This window comes from uncultured Ruegeria sp., from assembly GCF_947489545.1.
Lineage (GTDB): Bacteria > Pseudomonadota > Alphaproteobacteria > Rhodobacterales > Rhodobacteraceae > Ruegeria.
The window spans coordinates 30,367-46,259 of record NZ_CANLDZ010000022.1 but is presented as its reverse complement, the minus strand read 5'-3'; the positions used below and the strand labels follow the sequence as shown (position 1 = coordinate 46,259).

Annotated in this window: 15 protein-coding genes; 13 read left to right on the top strand and 2 right to left on the bottom strand. The window is 56.8% G+C overall.

Annotated features, from left to right (window positions below):
* Positions 1-107 precede the first annotated feature (107 nt).
* Positions 108-845: a Crp/Fnr family transcriptional regulator gene (locus Q1B13_RS22500; RefSeq protein WP_299084522.1), complete on the top strand. Its 738-nt coding sequence runs from the start codon at positions 108-110 to the stop codon at positions 843-845.
* Positions 846-905: 60 nt separating this feature from the next.
* Here the strand turns inward: Q1B13_RS22500 and Q1B13_RS22495 are convergent, their stop codons facing one another.
* Positions 906-1,616 (bottom strand): GntR family transcriptional regulator, encoded by a 711-nt coding sequence (locus tag Q1B13_RS22495; protein ID WP_299084440.1) that lies wholly within the window; start codon positions 1,614-1,616, stop codon positions 906-908.
* 105 nt (positions 1,617-1,721) lie between these two features.
* Here Q1B13_RS22495 and Q1B13_RS22490 point away from each other — a divergent pair, with 105 nt between their 5' ends.
* The 5 genes from Q1B13_RS22490 to Q1B13_RS22470 are packed head-to-tail and all read left to right on the top strand — an operon-like array spanning position 1,722 to position 6,546.
* A complete protein-coding gene (locus Q1B13_RS22490; RefSeq protein WP_299084442.1) occupies positions 1,722-2,324 on the top strand; it encodes an amino acid synthesis family protein in 603 nt (200 codons plus the stop codon).
* Entirely contained in the window at positions 2,296-3,114 is an 819-nt protein-coding gene (locus Q1B13_RS22485; RefSeq protein ID WP_299084444.1) for an alpha/beta hydrolase, read from the top strand. The genes Q1B13_RS22490 and Q1B13_RS22485 overlap by 29 nt, the downstream gene beginning before the upstream one ends.
* Entirely contained in the window at positions 3,111-4,031 is a 921-nt protein-coding gene (locus tag Q1B13_RS22480) for a flavin reductase (RefSeq protein ID WP_299084446.1), read from the top strand. The genes Q1B13_RS22485 and Q1B13_RS22480 overlap by 4 nt, the downstream gene beginning before the upstream one ends.
* Before the next feature lies 1 nt (position 4,032).
* Complete coding sequence (locus Q1B13_RS22475) at positions 4,033-5,070, top strand: LLM class flavin-dependent oxidoreductase (protein ID WP_299084448.1); 1,038 nt, start codon at positions 4,033-4,035, stop codon at positions 5,068-5,070.
* Between the two features lie 9 nt (positions 5,071-5,079).
* Positions 5,080-6,546 (top strand): aldehyde dehydrogenase, encoded by a 1,467-nt coding sequence (locus tag Q1B13_RS22470; RefSeq protein ID WP_299084450.1) that lies wholly within the window; start codon positions 5,080-5,082, stop codon positions 6,544-6,546.
* An 18-nt stretch (positions 6,547-6,564) separates the two neighbouring features.
* Here Q1B13_RS22470 and argE read toward each other — a convergent pair whose 3' ends face one another.
* Positions 6,565-7,722, bottom strand: coding sequence for an acetylornithine deacetylase (gene argE / locus Q1B13_RS22465; protein ID WP_299084452.1), 1,158 nt, complete (start codon positions 7,720-7,722; stop codon positions 6,565-6,567).
* 166 nt (positions 7,723-7,888) lie between these two features.
* On the opposite strand from argE, the gene Q1B13_RS22460 reads away from it, so the two are divergent.
* The 7 genes from Q1B13_RS22460 to Q1B13_RS22430 all read left to right on the top strand — a co-directional run bounded on the left by Q1B13_RS22460 (position 7,889) and on the right by Q1B13_RS22430 (position 15,776).
* On the top strand, positions 7,889-8,932 hold the full coding sequence (locus Q1B13_RS22460) for a pyridoxal-phosphate dependent enzyme (protein WP_299084454.1): 1,044 nt from the start codon (positions 7,889-7,891) through the stop codon (positions 8,930-8,932).
* The gene (locus Q1B13_RS22455; protein WP_299084456.1) at positions 8,929-10,074 is read left to right on the top strand and encodes a Xaa-Pro peptidase family protein; all 1,146 of its coding nucleotides are present in this window, start codon (positions 8,929-8,931) and stop codon (positions 10,072-10,074) included. The genes Q1B13_RS22460 and Q1B13_RS22455 overlap by 4 nt, the downstream gene beginning before the upstream one ends.
* Positions 10,071-10,781 carry an aspartate/glutamate racemase family protein gene (locus Q1B13_RS22450; protein ID WP_299084459.1) on the top strand — a complete coding sequence of 237 codons (711 nt, stop codon included), beginning with the start codon at positions 10,071-10,073 and terminating at the stop codon, positions 10,779-10,781. The genes Q1B13_RS22455 and Q1B13_RS22450 overlap by 4 nt, the downstream gene beginning before the upstream one ends.
* 135 nt (positions 10,782-10,916) lie before the next feature.
* The gene (locus Q1B13_RS22445; protein WP_299084461.1) at positions 10,917-12,017 is read left to right on the top strand and encodes an ABC transporter ATP-binding protein; all 1,101 of its coding nucleotides are present in this window, start codon (positions 10,917-10,919) and stop codon (positions 12,015-12,017) included.
* Between the two features lie 102 nt (positions 12,018-12,119).
* Positions 12,120-13,211: an extracellular solute-binding protein gene (locus tag Q1B13_RS22440; protein WP_298937616.1), complete on the top strand. Its 1,092-nt coding sequence runs from the start codon at positions 12,120-12,122 to the stop codon at positions 13,209-13,211.
* Positions 13,212-13,284: 73 nt separating this feature from the next.
* The gene (locus tag Q1B13_RS22435) at positions 13,285-14,559 is read left to right on the top strand and encodes an ABC transporter permease (protein ID WP_298937617.1); all 1,275 of its coding nucleotides are present in this window, start codon (positions 13,285-13,287) and stop codon (positions 14,557-14,559) included.
* Between the two features lie 5 nt (positions 14,560-14,564).
* Positions 14,565-15,776 (top strand): ABC transporter permease, encoded by a 1,212-nt coding sequence (locus Q1B13_RS22430; RefSeq protein ID WP_299084464.1) that lies wholly within the window; start codon positions 14,565-14,567, stop codon positions 15,774-15,776.
* Positions 15,777-15,893 lie beyond the last annotated feature (117 nt).

Sequence of the window (15,893 nt, the reverse complement as noted above, 5' to 3'; positions counted from 1 at the left end):
AGTTCGGGCAACGGAAAAAGACGGGTGCGCCAGATACCGGTTTCGGATAGCCTATGGATGAGGGATGTACCGGTCAGATCACCGACCAGGGAAAAGGGGGACCCTTCGTGGCGTATGAAGCACAAAAAGCGATCGCTCGACAGTCGCTTTTGCTTAAAAGCTTACCGGAACACCATATCGACACGTTGCTCAGCCATGCGATCTGGCGGGAGTATGACCGGGGCGAGACGATCTTTCTTCAAGAGGAAGAAGCCAAGGCCATTCATGTGGTGCTGGCGGGATGGGTCAAATTGTTCCGCATGTCACCATCCGGCGCCGAGGCTGTGGTAAGTGTCTTTACCCGTGGCGAAAGCTTTGGTGAGGCTGTTGCCTTGCGCAATGTCCCCTACCCTGTTTCCGCTGAAGCTGTATCCCCTTGCCAAGTCATGCATCTGCCCAGCCCGGTTCTGCTGTCCCTGATGCGCGAAGACGCGGAAATCGGCGTTTCGATTCTGGCGGCTACGTTTACCCATTTGCATTCTCTTGTGTCCCAGCTTGAACAACTGAAGGCGCAGACTGGTGCGCAAAGGGTGGCCGAGTTTTTGTTGAACCTGTGCGACAGTGACACCGGGGATTGTGATGTTGAACTGCCATATGACAAATTGCTGATTGCCGGACGTTTGGGCATGAAACCCGAGAGCCTGAGCCGCGCGTTCTCACGGTTGAAATCCGTTGGCGTTAAGATCAACCGAAACCACGCAGAGATTGCCAATATTGAAGCATTACGGGATTACGCTGACAGCGACTATCAGAGAGGCCGCCTGGCGGGCATCGCTGCGGTTCCCCGCAGCGGGAACCAATCTTAACGGATTTTCTTACCTCGTTCCGCGTTCACCGCGCTCGGGCCGCTGGGAATCACTAATGTCTCAAAGCTGTAGGTCTTTACCCAAACCGGCCTTCGCGTCTTTCAGGAAACCTTGCGCGGCAGTTGCTGCGGCAGTGATGTGCGTCTCAACAGCCTGACGGGCGGCATTCGGGTCACGGCTGAGGATCGCATCGTGGATTGCCGTCAACTGTTTCAGCCCCTTGCCGTCGCGACTGCGGGTCGAAAGCGTCAAGGCGCGTAGGCGACTGATCCGACCGTTAAGGCGCTGAACAATCTCCCAAGCTACGATATGTCCCGCCTCCTTGAAGATAAGCTCGTAAAAGCGCGTCGTGGCCAGCAAGAGATTGGCCCATTCAGTGTCACCCATTGCCGTCTTTACAGCGTTCAGTGCTCGGTCGAGTTCGGGGGCAAAATTCTGCCCATGCCGTTGAGCACAGGTCGCAGCTGCTGCGCCTTCAAGTAACAGGCGTACATCATAAATCTGCTTGGCTTGAGCCCAGTCCAGGGTCGAGACAACGGGGCCACGGTTGGGAAGGATTTCCACCAGACCCTCCGCTTCCAGAAAACGAATTGTCTCGCGGATCACCGTCCGACTGACGCCAAGCTGATCACAAAGCGGTCGCTCGACAAGTCGCTGACCAGGGGCAAAACGTCCATCAATGATCGCTTCGCGCAACCTGTCTTGCACAATATCGCGCAGGGTCTGTGGCGCTTTGTCGATTTTTTGCAAAGGGGGTTCTGAGGATTTCATCAGGGATTTCGTATCCGCGTTGGGTTCTGGGGACAAGTAAGATTGACCTATCATAGTATGGTATACCATATTACTAATCGAATCACATCATCAAAGGAACACCCAATGCCCGCTGAGGTTCGCAAAACGCTTCTGTATGAAGAAAATACGCTGATCGAAGGCGGCAAGGTGGCTGAAAACCCGCTAAAGCTGATTGCTGCGATGGCTGTAATCCGCAACCCATGGGCCGGTGCGGGCTTTGTCGACGACCTGTCCCCCGAGATCCGCGATTGCGCCCCGGGACTGGGGCAGATGCTGACTGAAATGATTTTGAACGCCGCCGGGAGCGGCGATCATGTAGAAGCCTATGGAAAATCTGCAATCGTTGGATTGAACGGTGAAGTCGAACATGCCTCGGCCCTGATTCACACCTTGCACTTTGGCAACCACTATCGGAATGCGGTCGGGGCAAAATCCTATCTGTCGTTCTGCAATACGCGGGGTCCGGCCAATGCGCCGTTGATGATCCCATTGATGGACAAGAACGACGGGGGCAGGCGGTCGCACTATCTGACGATCCAGACGTCGGTCGCGGATGCGCCAGCTGCGGATGAGATTCTGATCGCGCTCGGGGCCTCGATCGGTGGTCGCCCGCATCACAGGATCGGCGATCGATATCAGGACCTCAAGGAATTGGGCCATGACGTTGACAACCCGGCAGCTGTCTGAGTCTGCAAGCCACGTGACGTTCAGAGATCACGGCACAGGTACGCCTGTGGTTCTGCTGCATGGCGTTGGAATGCAATCAGCCGCCTGGGAACCGCAGATCGCCTCGCTGTGCCAAACCGGTCGGGTGATCGCAGTTGATATGCCGGGACATGGGGGCAGCGCGCCCTTGCCAATGGACAGCCAATTGCCCGATTTCGTGGCGTGGTTGAATGATGTTGTGCGAACCTTGGACCTTGGCCCAGTGGCCGTTGCAGGGCATTCTATGGGCGCGTTAGTCGCTTTGGGATTTGCTATTGAATACCCGGATTTGACGTCCAGTGTCGCCTTGCTGAATGGCGTCTACCGCAGGGATGCCGCCGCCACCGAGGCGGTGATCGCGCGCGCAGCAGAAATCACTGCAGGCCGCTTTGATCTTGAAACCCCACTTACGCGATGGTTCGGCAACAACCCCATAGAAAAAACTGCACGAGCCAAGGTCGCGGAATGGCTCAGCTCGGTCGATCAAGATGGATACGCCACAGCCTATGCCGCCTTTGCACGTGGTGACGCAACATATGCCGACAGAATGGCATCGCTAGAATGCCCATTGCTGGCAATCACAGGTGACGGTGACCCAAACTCGACCCCTGAAATGGCAAGCGCCATGGCGGCAGCCGTGGAAAATGGTCGCGCTGTGATCATCAAAGGGCATCGCCATATGGTAAACCTAACCGCACCTGACACTGTGACGGCGCATCTTTTGGACTGGCTCGACCAGGGCCAGCCCATCCTGCAAAGGAAGCTGCAATGACCCCGAATGATACGCGCGCTTTGCGCAATGCTTTTGGAACTTTCATGACCGGCGTCACAGTTGTGACCTCGCAGGATAAATCCGGTCACCCGCTTGGATTTACCGCCAACTCGTTCACTTCGGTGTCGCTGGATCCGCCCTTGGTACTGGTCTGCCTCGCCAATAGCTCGCGCAACTATGACGCCTTGGTGCAGGCCGAGGGGTTTGCCGTAAATGTCCTGTCCGAAACCCAGATCGACATTTCGAATACTTTTGCGCAACCCGTCGAAGATCGGTTTGCAGACATTGACTGGCGCCACGGGCCGCAAGGTTCACCGATCCTGGACGGCGTGTCGGCTTGGTTTGATTGCACCTTACATCAGACCGTGGACGCTGGTGATCACGTCATCCTGATCGGTGCTGTCAAAGCCTTTGACAGCGCATCGGCACCGGGGCTTGGATATGCGCAAGGAGCGTATGTGACGCCTTCAACCGCGGCAGAGGCGCTTTCGCAAAACACCAATCTGGTCGTGTCCGCCCTGATCGAGCGGAACGGAGAGATATTGCTGGTCGATGATGGAGCCGGAGGGCTTGGGTTGCCCGAAATGGTCGCAACCAAGCTGGGGGCGACGACGGCACTGAAACAGCTGATCGAAAACACCGGCCTGACGGCGCAGCCAGGATTTGTCTATTCCGTGTTTGAAGATATCGGTCGCAAAATTCAGCACATCTCGTTCCTGTGTCAGGCTGAACAGGGTATCCCGAAGACCGGCGCTTTTGTGCCACTGGAGGCGTCGTCATTTCACGATGTCACGGATCCTGCCATCCTGACCATGCTGGAACGTCTGGCCGAAGAAGCCGAGCTTGGTAACTTCGGCATCTACTATGGCAATCAGAATTCAGGCGAAGTTCGCCCGGTCGCGACAAAGGGTCTTTAAAATGCACTTTTCCTTGTTTGTTCATATGGAGCGCACCTCGCCAGATCAGGATCAACGCCAGCTGTATGATGACTTTCTAGCGCTTGCCAAAATGGCCGATGAAGGCGGCATGCATGCTGTCTGGACCGGTGAGCATCACGGGATGGATTTCACCATTTCGCCGAACCCGTTCCTCAATCTGGTCGATCTGGCGCGGCAAACCAAAAACGTGCGGCTGGGCACAGGTACCATCGTGGCACCGTTCTGGCACCCGATACGGTTGGCGGGTGAGGCCGCAATGGCGGATATGATCGTCGAAGGTCGTCTGGATCTGGGCATTGCGCGCGGCGCCTATAACTATGAATACCAGCGCATGATGCCCGGCATGGACGCATGGGAGGCTGGCCAGCGCATGCGCGAAATTATTCCCGCGCTACAGGGATTATGGCAAGGCGACTATGCGCAGGATGGCGAATATCACGCGTTCCCGACGGCGACGTCTTCGCCCAAACCTGTACAGGATGGCGGGCCGCCAATATGGGTTGCCGCGCGCGATCCCAACACACATGAGTTTGCGGTCGAAAACCGGTGCCATGTACAGGTCACGCCCCTTTGGCAGGGCGATGAAGAGATCATCCGGCTTATGGAGACGTTCAATGCGGCCTGTGCGAAATTCCCAGATGTGCCGCGCCCCAGGATCATGTTGCTGAACCACACCTATATCGCCTCGGACGCGGAAGATGTCAGGTTGGCGGCTGAAGAGATCAATCGCTTTTATTGTTATTTCGGCGCGTGGTTCAAAAACGAACGGCCCGTGTCTCAGGGGTTGATCAAGACCCTGACGGACGAAGAAATCTCGGCGCATCCGTTCTATTCACCCGAGGCAATGATACGCGACAGTGTTATTGCAACGCCCGAGGACGCGATCAAGCGCATCAAGGCCTACGAGGATCTGGGCTATGATGAGTATTCGTTCTGGATCGACAGCGGTATGAGTTTCGAGCGCAAAAAGGCATCGCTGGAACGGTTCATCAAAGACGTCATGCCAGCCTTCGCCTGAGGAGAAGAAATGCAGCAGTTTCAGCAGTACATCGGCGGCAGGTTCTCGGACGGGTCCGCGCGATTTGAAAGCCGCGATCCGGCAACCGGGTCGGTTTGGGCGATGATGCCCGAAGCGAAAACCGCAGATGTGAACGCAGCGGTGGACGCGGCCGAAACGGCGTTCTTCGCATCGGAATGGGCGGGGATGACGGCCACTGCCCGTGGTAAGCTTTTGTACCGTCTTGCCGATCTGGTCGCTGAAAACGCGCAAACGTTGGCTCAACTGGAAACCCGAGACACGGGTAAGATCATCCGCGAGACATCGGCTCAGATTGCCTATGTCGCCGAGTATTACCGGTACTATGCCGGGCTTGCCGACAAAATCGAAGGGGCGCATCTGCCCATCGACAAACCGGATATGGAGGTCTGGCTGCGGCGCGAGCCCGTGGGCGTCGTGGCCGCAGTGGTGCCTTGGAATTCGCAATTGTTCCTGTCGGCTGTGAAAATCGGGCCTGCTCTGGCTGCGGGGTGCACGGTGGTTTTGAAAGCGTCCGAGGACGGCCCTGCCCCGATGCTTGAATTTGCTCGCATCTTTGATCAGGCCGGGTTTCCTGCCGGTGTTTTGAATGTGATCACCGGTTTTGGACCCGAATGCGGCGCGGTGCTGACCAGCCACCCCAAGGTCGATCATGTTGCCTTCACCGGTGGGCCGGAAACTGCGCGCCAAGTGGTGCGAAATTCTGCTGAAAACCTTGCATCGACGTCATTGGAACTGGGCGGGAAATCACCGTTCATCGTGTTCGAAGACGCCGATATCGAAAGTGCGGTCAACGCGCAGATCTCGGGTATTTTTGCAGCCAGCGGCCAAAGCTGCGTCGCAGGATCGCGATTGATCATATCCGGCAAAATCAAAGACGCGTTCCTGACCCGTCTGACGGAAAAAGCGGCAAGCGTCGTGATTGGCAGTCCCGATGACATGGCAACCGAGGTCGGCCCGCTTTGTACTGAAGGTCAGATTCGAACAGCCGTTGACTTGATTGCAGCGTCTCAGGCTGCAGGGGCCAAAGTGATCACTGGTGGAACACCTCTGGATTGCGACGGTAACTACTTCCCCCCCACAGTCATTGATTGCTCGGACGCGCCAAACGCGCCGTGTCTGACGAATGAGTTCTTTGGGCCAGTGTTGTCTGTTTTGAGCTTCGACTCCGAGGATGAAGCACTGCAATTGGCAAATGACACCAAATTCGGGCTGGCATCCGGTGTGTTCACCAAGGACCTGACCCGCGCACACCGTATGATGCGCAGCCTTCGTGCCGGGGTCGTTTGGGTCAACACCTACCGGGCCGTCAGCCCGATTGCGCCGTTTGGTGGGCACGGTTTGTCCGGGTTTGGGCGTGAAGGCGGTCTTCAATCCGCGTTGGATTATACCAAGCTCAAAGCGATCTGGTTGCGCACCAGCGATGATCCGATCCCAGATCCGTTTGTTATGCGCTAGTCGGGTGGGCTGAAGCGCTCAGGTATTCGTCAGATGGGCACCCAGCCTCTTCAACATGCTGCAACACAGCTCTAGCTGTTCCAGTTCAAGGTACTCATCCGGTTTATGGGCCTGATTTATGGAACCGGGACCGCACACAACCGCATGTGTGCCTAGTTGTTGGAACAAACCGGCCTCGGTTCCAAATGCAACAAGGTCGGTTCCGTTCGCACCCGTCAGTTTGGTCACCAAATCCCGCGCAGCGTTCTGCGCCATAGGCTCAAGCCCGGTAACCTCGGCTATGGTTTCAAGCTCAATATCTGCCAGCGGGTGAACGGCTTTCATACCGGGCTTCAGTACCCCGTCGACGTAGTCGGCCACTTTGCCTTTGACAAACTCTGCGTCGCTAATTTGAACCGGGCGCATTTCCCAATCGACCTCGGCCTTTCCAACAATCACGTTATGAGCCACGCCACCCGAGATGCGCCCGATGTTGATGGTACTCCACGGCGGGTCGAACTTGCTGCTTTCGGGTGCCCTTGCTTTCAACGCTTCGCGCAGTTCCAGCAATTTTGCCACATAGCGCGCGGCGTATTCAGCCGCATTCACCCCGACATCCGGCGCCGATCCGTGCCCTTCAAGACCAGTGAACCGCGTGGTGTATTCGTAACACCCTTTGTGGCCTTCAATAACCCGCATCTCGGTGGGTTCACCGACGATTGCAATATCAGGGACAATTCCTTTTTCTAACAGATCCGCGACCAGGTTTTGTGCGCCCAGACACCCTGTCTCTTCATCATAGGTGAACGCAAAATGCAGTGGCTGGCTTAGGCACGCGGCATCAATCTGTTCAGCCAGCGCTATGGACGCCGCGATGAAACCCTTCATGTCGCACGTTCCGCGGCCGTAGAGCTTGCCGTCCCGTTCCGTCATGTCGAAGGGGTTGCTGGTCCAGTCCTGATCGGTGACAGGCACCACATCGGTATGGCCCGACAGCATGATACCGCCGGGCAGATCTGGCCCCAGCGAGGCAAACAGATTGGCCTTGGCGCCGCTGTCATCATGGGTCACGATACACCGCGCGCCCAGCGCATTCAGCTGTTCCGAAAGATAGTCGATGAGCTGCAGGTTCGAATCCGACGAAACCGTTGGGAAAGCGATCAAATCCCGTAAAATCTCGACAGAACGGTTCAGCATTCCAAGATCACAAGCAAGCTGTGCGAAAACGAGGGAAAGCGGGCGTTTTCCGATTGCATAGATGCGGGGTCAGTGTGCGACATCGACAATTCCGTTGCGGGACAAATCCAGTTGACACAACTGCACCAATCGGCTCACGTCAATAGGTCGAGTATTTGGAGGGGACATGCGGCTCATCAACAACCCACATCGGGGGGGACAGAAGCTGATCCCATCCGCGCCTTACCCTTCAACAAATGCGGCACGTGTCTCAGATTTGCTTTCACGATGCCCAGCGGCAGAACAGACACCGCTTGTCGAGGCTGAAGGCCTGGCACCTGTCGCGCGCCTGTGGGTCAAGGACGAACGACACCGCATGAATCTGGGTTCTTTCAAGGCCCTCGGGGCGGCTTACGTGATCGCACGGCACGCAGCAGACAAAACGGACGCCCCTGACGCGACGACTTTGAACGGCACTACTTACGTGACGGCCAGCGCTGGCAATCACGGGATGAGCGTTGCAGCCGGCGCAAAGATTTTTGGTGCCAAGGCCGTCGTCTATATTGCCGAAACGGTTCCTGAAAGCTTTGCCGAACGCCTGCGCGCGCAAGATGCGCAAGTGGTTCGCAGTGGCCACGACTATGCCGCCAGCATGGATGCGGCCAGCGCCGCCGCCCGCGACAATGGGTGGATTTTGCTGTCTGATAGTTCCTGGGAGGGATACTTTGAACTGCCTCACACCCTGATGGAAGGCTATCTTCAGATGGCGTCCGAGGCGGTTGATCAATGTTCCGAAACCCCGACGCATATTCTGTTGCAAGCAGGCGTTGGTGGCCTTGCAGGCGCCGTCGCGGCCTACGCCCGAACAGCCTGGGGCGACGCGCCGGACATCATCGTTGTCGAGCCCGAAGTCGCACCCGCCCTGCAAGCCAGCATTGAGGCCGGGAAGTGCGTTTTCGCTGATGGGCCAGACAGCATCATGGGGCGTCTCGACTGCAAGGAACCGTCGTTGATCGCATTGAACGGCTTAGCGAGAGACGCGGATCGTTTCCTGACCTTGACCGATGGTGAAGTGATCGATCAGTTGGGTGCAATGGCCAAAGCCGGGCTTGAAACCACAGCTTCGGGCGGGGCAGGAATTGCCGCTGTGCTGAACCGCGACATCAGGGCCGCCTTGGGCATCGATGCCGGGTCACGCGTCTTGTGTTTTCTGTCCGAAATCGCCGAATGAGAGGTTTTGATCAGGTCGAATTTGAAGGGCGCACACAGCGCGCCCAGGATCTGATGAACGCATCGGGTCTTTCGGCCCTTTTGCTGACCACCGAAACGGACGTGCGATATTTTACGGGGTTTCTGACCCGCTTCTGGGAAAGCCCGACCCGCCCCTGGTTTCTGATCGTTCCGGCCAACGGTACGCCCGTAGCGGTAGTCCCGTCCATCGGAGCGGCGCTGATGGGTCAAACATGGATCAATGACATTCGAACCTGGATCGCACCTGACCTGCACGATGACGGTGTATCATTGCTGGCTGACGCGCTGAATGAACTCACCCCCGGCGACGGCACAATCGGGATGCCCGACGGGCACGAGACGCATGCACGCATTCCGCTGGCCGATCTCAACCGTTTGTACGGCGAGATAGGTGGGCGCAATATAGCAGGGGACAACGGGATCCTGCGTCAGCTACGAATGGTCAAATCTGCCGGCGAGATTGCCAAGATCGAGACCGCATGTGACGTTGCAGGTCGCGCCTTTGCGCGCGTGCCCGACATTGCCCGGGCCGGGGTGGCACTGGACGAGGTGTTTCGCAGGTTTCAAATGCTGTGCCTTGAGGAAGGCGCTGATTGGGTGCCCTATCTGGCCGGTGGTGCGGAACCCGGCGGTTACACAGATGTAATCTCACCCGCGCGCGCAACGCCCTTGGTCGATGGCGATGTCTTGATGCTGGACACCGGTCTCGTCTGGGATGGATACTTCTGCGACTATGACCGCAACTGGTCCATCGGCTGTGCCCAACCAGAAGTGAAATCGGCTTATGCACGGCTTATCGAAGCCTCGGACGCCGCCTTTGACTTGGCAAGGCCCGGGACCACAGCGGCGGACCTGTTTCACGCCATGGACGCGGTACTTACAGCAGATGCCGAAAGCACGGATGCCGGGCGTCTGGGGCACGGTTTGGGAATGTCTTTGACCGAGTGGCCCTCGCTTATTCCGACGGATCATACCGTGTTGCAACCGGGCATGGTGTTGACACTTGAACCGGGCATTGCGGTCAACAACAAGATCCTGGTTCACGAAGAAAACATCGTTATCACGGAGGGTGATCCGCGCTTTATCAGCCCGCGTATCGGGCCGGAGATGATCGAACTATGACTGTGATTCCCTACACACTGGACGCGGATGATCCCAAAGCCACACCTATGGGGCTGATCGTTCTGCAGACCGACGAAACACTGGAACCGGAGTTCAGCGCCTATTTCTCGGACCGGGCGTACCCGATCCATGTCAGCCGTATTCCAAGCGGCATTGAAGTGACCACAGACAGTTTGGCTGAAATGGAAACCGCCCTGCCTGCAGCAGCCGGGTTGTTGCCCAGTGCCCGACCCTACCGCGTTGTCGGTTATGGGTGCACATCTGCCAGTTCCGTGATCGGATCTGATCGCGTGGCGCAGTTGGTCAAGCAAACCTGCGATACGGTCGAGGTGACAAACCCGCTGCGCGCCGCTGCGGCTTGCGCCGAAGACCTCGGCGTTTCAAAATTTGCCCTTTTGTCGCCCTATATTGAAGAGGTCAACGTCCCGCTGCGTCGTGCATTTGCCCAAAATGGCATAAGCACGGATGTCTTCGGCACGTTTGGCGAAGCCGAGGAAGCAAAGGTTGTTCGTATCTCGGGTCAGTCCGTTATCGACGCTGCGACGCAGTTGGGCTCGGACCCATCAGTGGATGCCGTTTTTCTGAGTTGCACCAATCTCAGGACCCTGTCGGCCATCCCAGAGATTCGCGCCAGAATCGGAAAGCCGGTGCTTTCCAGCAATCAAAGCCTGGCATGGCATATGAAGACGCTAAATAACGCGAATTGAGTTATCAATTCGATATCTCAATTGGCAAAAACAGCATTCATTGTTGCATTACATGTTCGGCTTGGTCTTAACTGATTCCACTGATCAATGAAATCCGATGCCTTCGGATAATCATTTGACGAAACAGGGGGTCTTGTGACCGAAACATCAAACGACGCCGCGTTTGTCGAATTTCAACGCGTTCAAAAGTCTTATGATGGCGAAATTCTCGTCGTTAAGGACCTCAATCTGGCTTTGCCAAAAGGTGAGTTTCTGACAATGCTTGGGCCGTCAGGGTCGGGCAAGACAACTTGCCTGATGATGTTGGCCGGGTTCGAAACCGCCACCCATGGTGAAATCCTTCTTGATGGGCGCCCCATCAACAATATCCCGCCGCATAAGCGCGGAATTGGCATGGTTTTTCAGAACTACGCCTTGTTCCCGCATATGACGGTGGCCGAAAACCTCTCATTCCCGTTGGAAGTCCGTAAAATGGGCAAGTCCGACCGTGAGGCAAAGGTCAAACGCGCGCTGGATATGGTACAGATGGGCGAGTTTGGCAGTCGTCGGCCCGCGCAATTGTCGGGGGGGCAGCAGCAAAGGATCGCTCTGTCACGCGCTCTGGTGTTCGAGCCCGAGCTTGTTCTGATGGACGAGCCTTTGGGCGCGCTGGACAAGCAATTGCGCGAACATATGCAGTTCGAAATTACCCGGCTGGCGCACGAGTTGGGGATCACCACCGTGTATGTCACCCATGACCAGACCGAGGCGTTGACAATGTCCGACCGCGTGGCCGTGTTTGACGATGGGCGCATTCAGCAACTGGCACCGCCCGATCAGCTGTATGAGGAACCAGAAAACAGCTTCGTGGCGCAGTTCATCGGTGAGAACAACACTTTGGAAGGTGTCGTGAAATCGATCGATGGCGACACGTGCCTAGTTCAGCTGGATGACGGGTCCGAAATTGATGCCGTTCCGATCAACGTCCACAAGGCGGGCGAGCGGACCAAGGTGTCGATCCGGCCGGAACGGGTCGAATTCAACAAAGACCGCCTGCACGCCGATGCGCATACGCTGAAAGCTACGGTCAAAGAGTTCATCTATATGGGCGATGTTTTCCGGTTCCGCATGTCGGTGGCTGGCAATGACGAATTCATTGTCAAAACACGCAACGCGCCGGACGCCGTCCGGCTGGCCCCCGGTCAGGAGATCGAGATTGGCTGGCTGGCTCAAGATTGTCGTGCGTTGGACGCATAGACCAAGCTGCGCGAAACAAGCGGAGCTAAGCTGAGGGACCGGCTGGTGAAAACCCGTGCATTGGCCGAACAAATACAAGACGGGATAAACTGGGAGTAACACATGAAACCAACAAAAACCTTACTGACGGCTGCTGCTCTTGCGACGGCGGCGGGCAGCCTGTCTGCCGAAGAGATGACCATCGTGTCCTGGGGCGGCGCTTATTCCAATTCACAGCTGAAGGCCTATCACGAGCCCTATTCGGAAAAGACAGGTGTGACCATCCTGAATGACGACAGTTCGGCAGAAGCGGTGGCAAAGCTGCGCGCCATGAACGAAGCGGGCAACATCACGTGGGATGTGGTTGACGTCGTGGCTGCAGATGCGATTCGTCTTTGCGACGAAGGTCTGGCGATGGAAATCGACCCGGACACCATGCTGGCGCCAGCACCTGATGGCACATCCGCCGCAGATGATTTTGGTGACCTGCTCGTCAGCGACTGCTTTATTCCGCAGATCGTTTACTCGACCACTTTCGGGTATCGCACCGATATGGTGGGTGACACCCCGCCAACCGATATCTGCGCCGTTTTCGATCTGGAAACCTATCCTGGCAAGCGTTCGCTGGAAAAGCGCCCGATCAACAACATGGAATGGGCGCTACTGTGTGACGGCGTAGCCAAGGACGACGTTTATAGCGTTCTGGAAACCCCTGAAGGTCAGGATCAGGCGTTGGCCAAGCTTGGCACTATCAAGGACAGTGTCGTTTGGTGGTCTGCCGGTGCGGACACACCGCAACTTCTGGCGGATGGCGAGGTTGTCATGGGCTCGACCTACAATGGTCGTCTATTCAGCGTGATTGAAGAGCAGAAACAGCCTGTGGCCATGCTGTGGGACGCACAGGTGTTCGATCTGGACGGTTGGATCATCCCGGCTGGCCTGAGCGAAGAGCGTCAGAAACGCGCGCTGGACTACATCATGTTCGCAACCGACACCCAGCGTCTGGCAGATCAGGCCAAGTACATCTCGTACGGTCCGGCCCGCGCATCTTCGGCTCCGCTGGTTGGTCAGCACGCCGACCTGGGCATCGAAATGTCGCCGCATATGCCGACCGATCCGGAAAACGCCAAGAACACGTTCCTGTATAACTACGAGTTCTGGGCAGATTACCGTGACGACATCGACGCCAAATTCCAGGCGTGGCTGGCGCAGTAAGCGCCGCTTGCATTGATAAATCTGTCGAGGGCGGTGCGCCGCCCTCTGACCCAAGAAAAACCAAGGGGCAACGATGACTGACGCAAGCCAAAACGCGGGACCTATGCTGGCAGCGGACGGTACACCGCTAAAGCAGTCGCTGGCGCGTTCTCTACGACGGCAAAAGCTGCGTGCATTGCTACTTGTGGCCCCTCTGCTTCTGTTCGTGATGTTTTCCTTTATCGTCCCGATCGCCTCGATGCTATTCCGCTCGGTTGAAAACGGCATTGTAGAAAACACGCTTCCGTTGACCGTCCAGGCGCTGAGCACATGGGACGAACAAAGCGGCGAATTGCCGGAAGAAGACGTCTACGATGCGTTTGTCCGCGATATGGTCGTTGCCATCGACAACAAACAGCACACCCGATTGGGATCGCGTCTGAACTACGAAGAAACCGGTATGTCTTCGATGTTCCGCAGGTCCGGTCGTCAGCTGAATAAGCTGGACCCCGAAACCGACGGCCCGTTCAAGGACCAACTGATCGAGATTCACGACGGCTGGGGCGATCCGAAGACCTGGGCCGTGATCAAAACCCACTCACCCGCGGTCACCAACGGCTATTTCCTGAACGCTGTGGACATGCGCCGCACACCCGAAGGCGCGCAATCACAGCCCGAAGACAAGCAGATCCTGATTAAGTTGTTTGGCCGAACGCTGTTCATGTCACTGGTGATTACCGCGTCCTGTATCCTGTTGGCCTATCCGGTGAGCTACCTTTTGGCGACCTTGCCGATGCGTGTGTCGAACCTGCTGATGATCCTGGTGCTATTACCGTTCTGGACATCCTTGCTGGTGCGAACGTCAGCTTGGAAGGTTATGCTGCAACAACAAGGTGTGATCAACGATACGCTGGTCTGGCTTGGGCTTGTCGCCGATGATGCCAGGCTGATCATCATCAACAACCAGATCGGCACGATCATCGCCATGACGCACATCCTGCTGCCGTTCATGATCCTGCCGATGTATTCCGTAATGCAGACGATACCGCCATCTTATACACGCGCGGCAAAGTCCATGGGCGCAACCAACTGGACAACGTTCTGGCGCATCTACTTCCCGCAATCCATTCCTGGGATTGGCGCGGGCTCGATCCTCGTCTTTATTCTGGCGATCGGCTATTACATCACGCCCGAGATCGTTGGCGGCACCAAAGGTGTCTTCATTTCGAACCGGATCGCCTATCACATCTCGTCCTCGCTGAACTGGGGGTTGGCTGCCGCCTTGGGCACGATCTTGTTGGCGGTCGTACTGCTGCTCTACTGGGTCTACGACAAGATCGTGGGCATAGATAACGTGAAGTTGGGATAATCAAGATGGCAGCACTTACACCAATATCCCGCAAACCCATGTCCGTCGTCCTGCCCATCGTGGCGCTGGCTGGTGCTTTCGCCGGCATGTTTGTCGGCGCTGGCAACGGATCGATCCCCTTGGGCATTCTGGGCGGCGCTGTTCTGATCACAGGCTTGGCTTGGGTCTTTATCAACGTTCTCAAGAATGAACAGATGGCGCGCTGGATCACTATTCTGGCCTTTGGGATCGCCGGTATTCTACTGTCAGGTCCGATGGGCGGCGTTTTGGGTCTGCTGGGCGGCTGGTTCTTTGCTTGGTTTATCTATTGGTTGTACGAAGGGCGGTACCGCCAAAAGCTGCTGCCCTACCTGACGGCGAAACAGGTTTTTTATCACTATCTGTTCCGGGTGATCTGCGGCGCGATCTTTGTCTTTCTGATCACGCCCATCCTTGTGGTCCTGCCCCTGTCGTTCAACGCGCAGGACTTCTTTACCTTCACGCCCGAGATGCTGCGGCTGGACCCCGAGGGGTACTCACTCAAGCATTACCGTGACTTCTTCACCAACAATGAATGGCAGCGCAGCTTCAAAAACTCGCTGATCATTGCGCCCATCGCCACCGTCATTTCGGTGTCGCTTGGCACATTGGCGGCGATCGGGCTCAGCCAATCCCATGTGCCCGGACGGCGCGCAATTATGGGCATTTTGATATCCCCTATGATCGTACCCCTGATCATCTCGGCCACGGGCATGTTCTTCTTCTACAGCGACATCGGGCGATTCCTGGAGGGTACGCTGGGTATGAACAAGAACTTTGTGGGCTATCTGAAGGTCATCCTTGCCCATGCCGTTTTGGGCATTCCCTTTGTGATTATCACTGTGACTGCCACACTGGTCGGCTTTGACAGGTCCCTGACACGCGCTGCCGCCAATATGGGAGCTGGTCCGGTGCGTACGTTCTTTTCGATCCAGATGCCGCTGATCCTGCCAGGTGTGATCTCGGGCGGGTTGTTCGCCTTCATCACCTCATTCGATGAGGTTGTCGTGGTGTTGTTTGTGGGATCGGCCAGCCAGAAAACGCTGCCATGGCAGATGTTCACTGGCCTGCGTGAACAGATCAGCCCGACCATTCTGGCTGTGGCAACGATCCTTGTGGTGCTGTCCATCGGGCTGCTGGCAACGGTCGAGTTGCTGCGGCGGCGGTCGGAACGCTTGCGGGGTCTCTCGCCTGCTTGACGGGGCGTCCTGTCTGATCTAACGATTCACCCGTTCACCCCAGTCGCGATGGCGTCGCGGCATCATCGGGGGTGATCGGCTCTCGGACCCCGAGACCGCCTGTCCTGAACGCCGGGA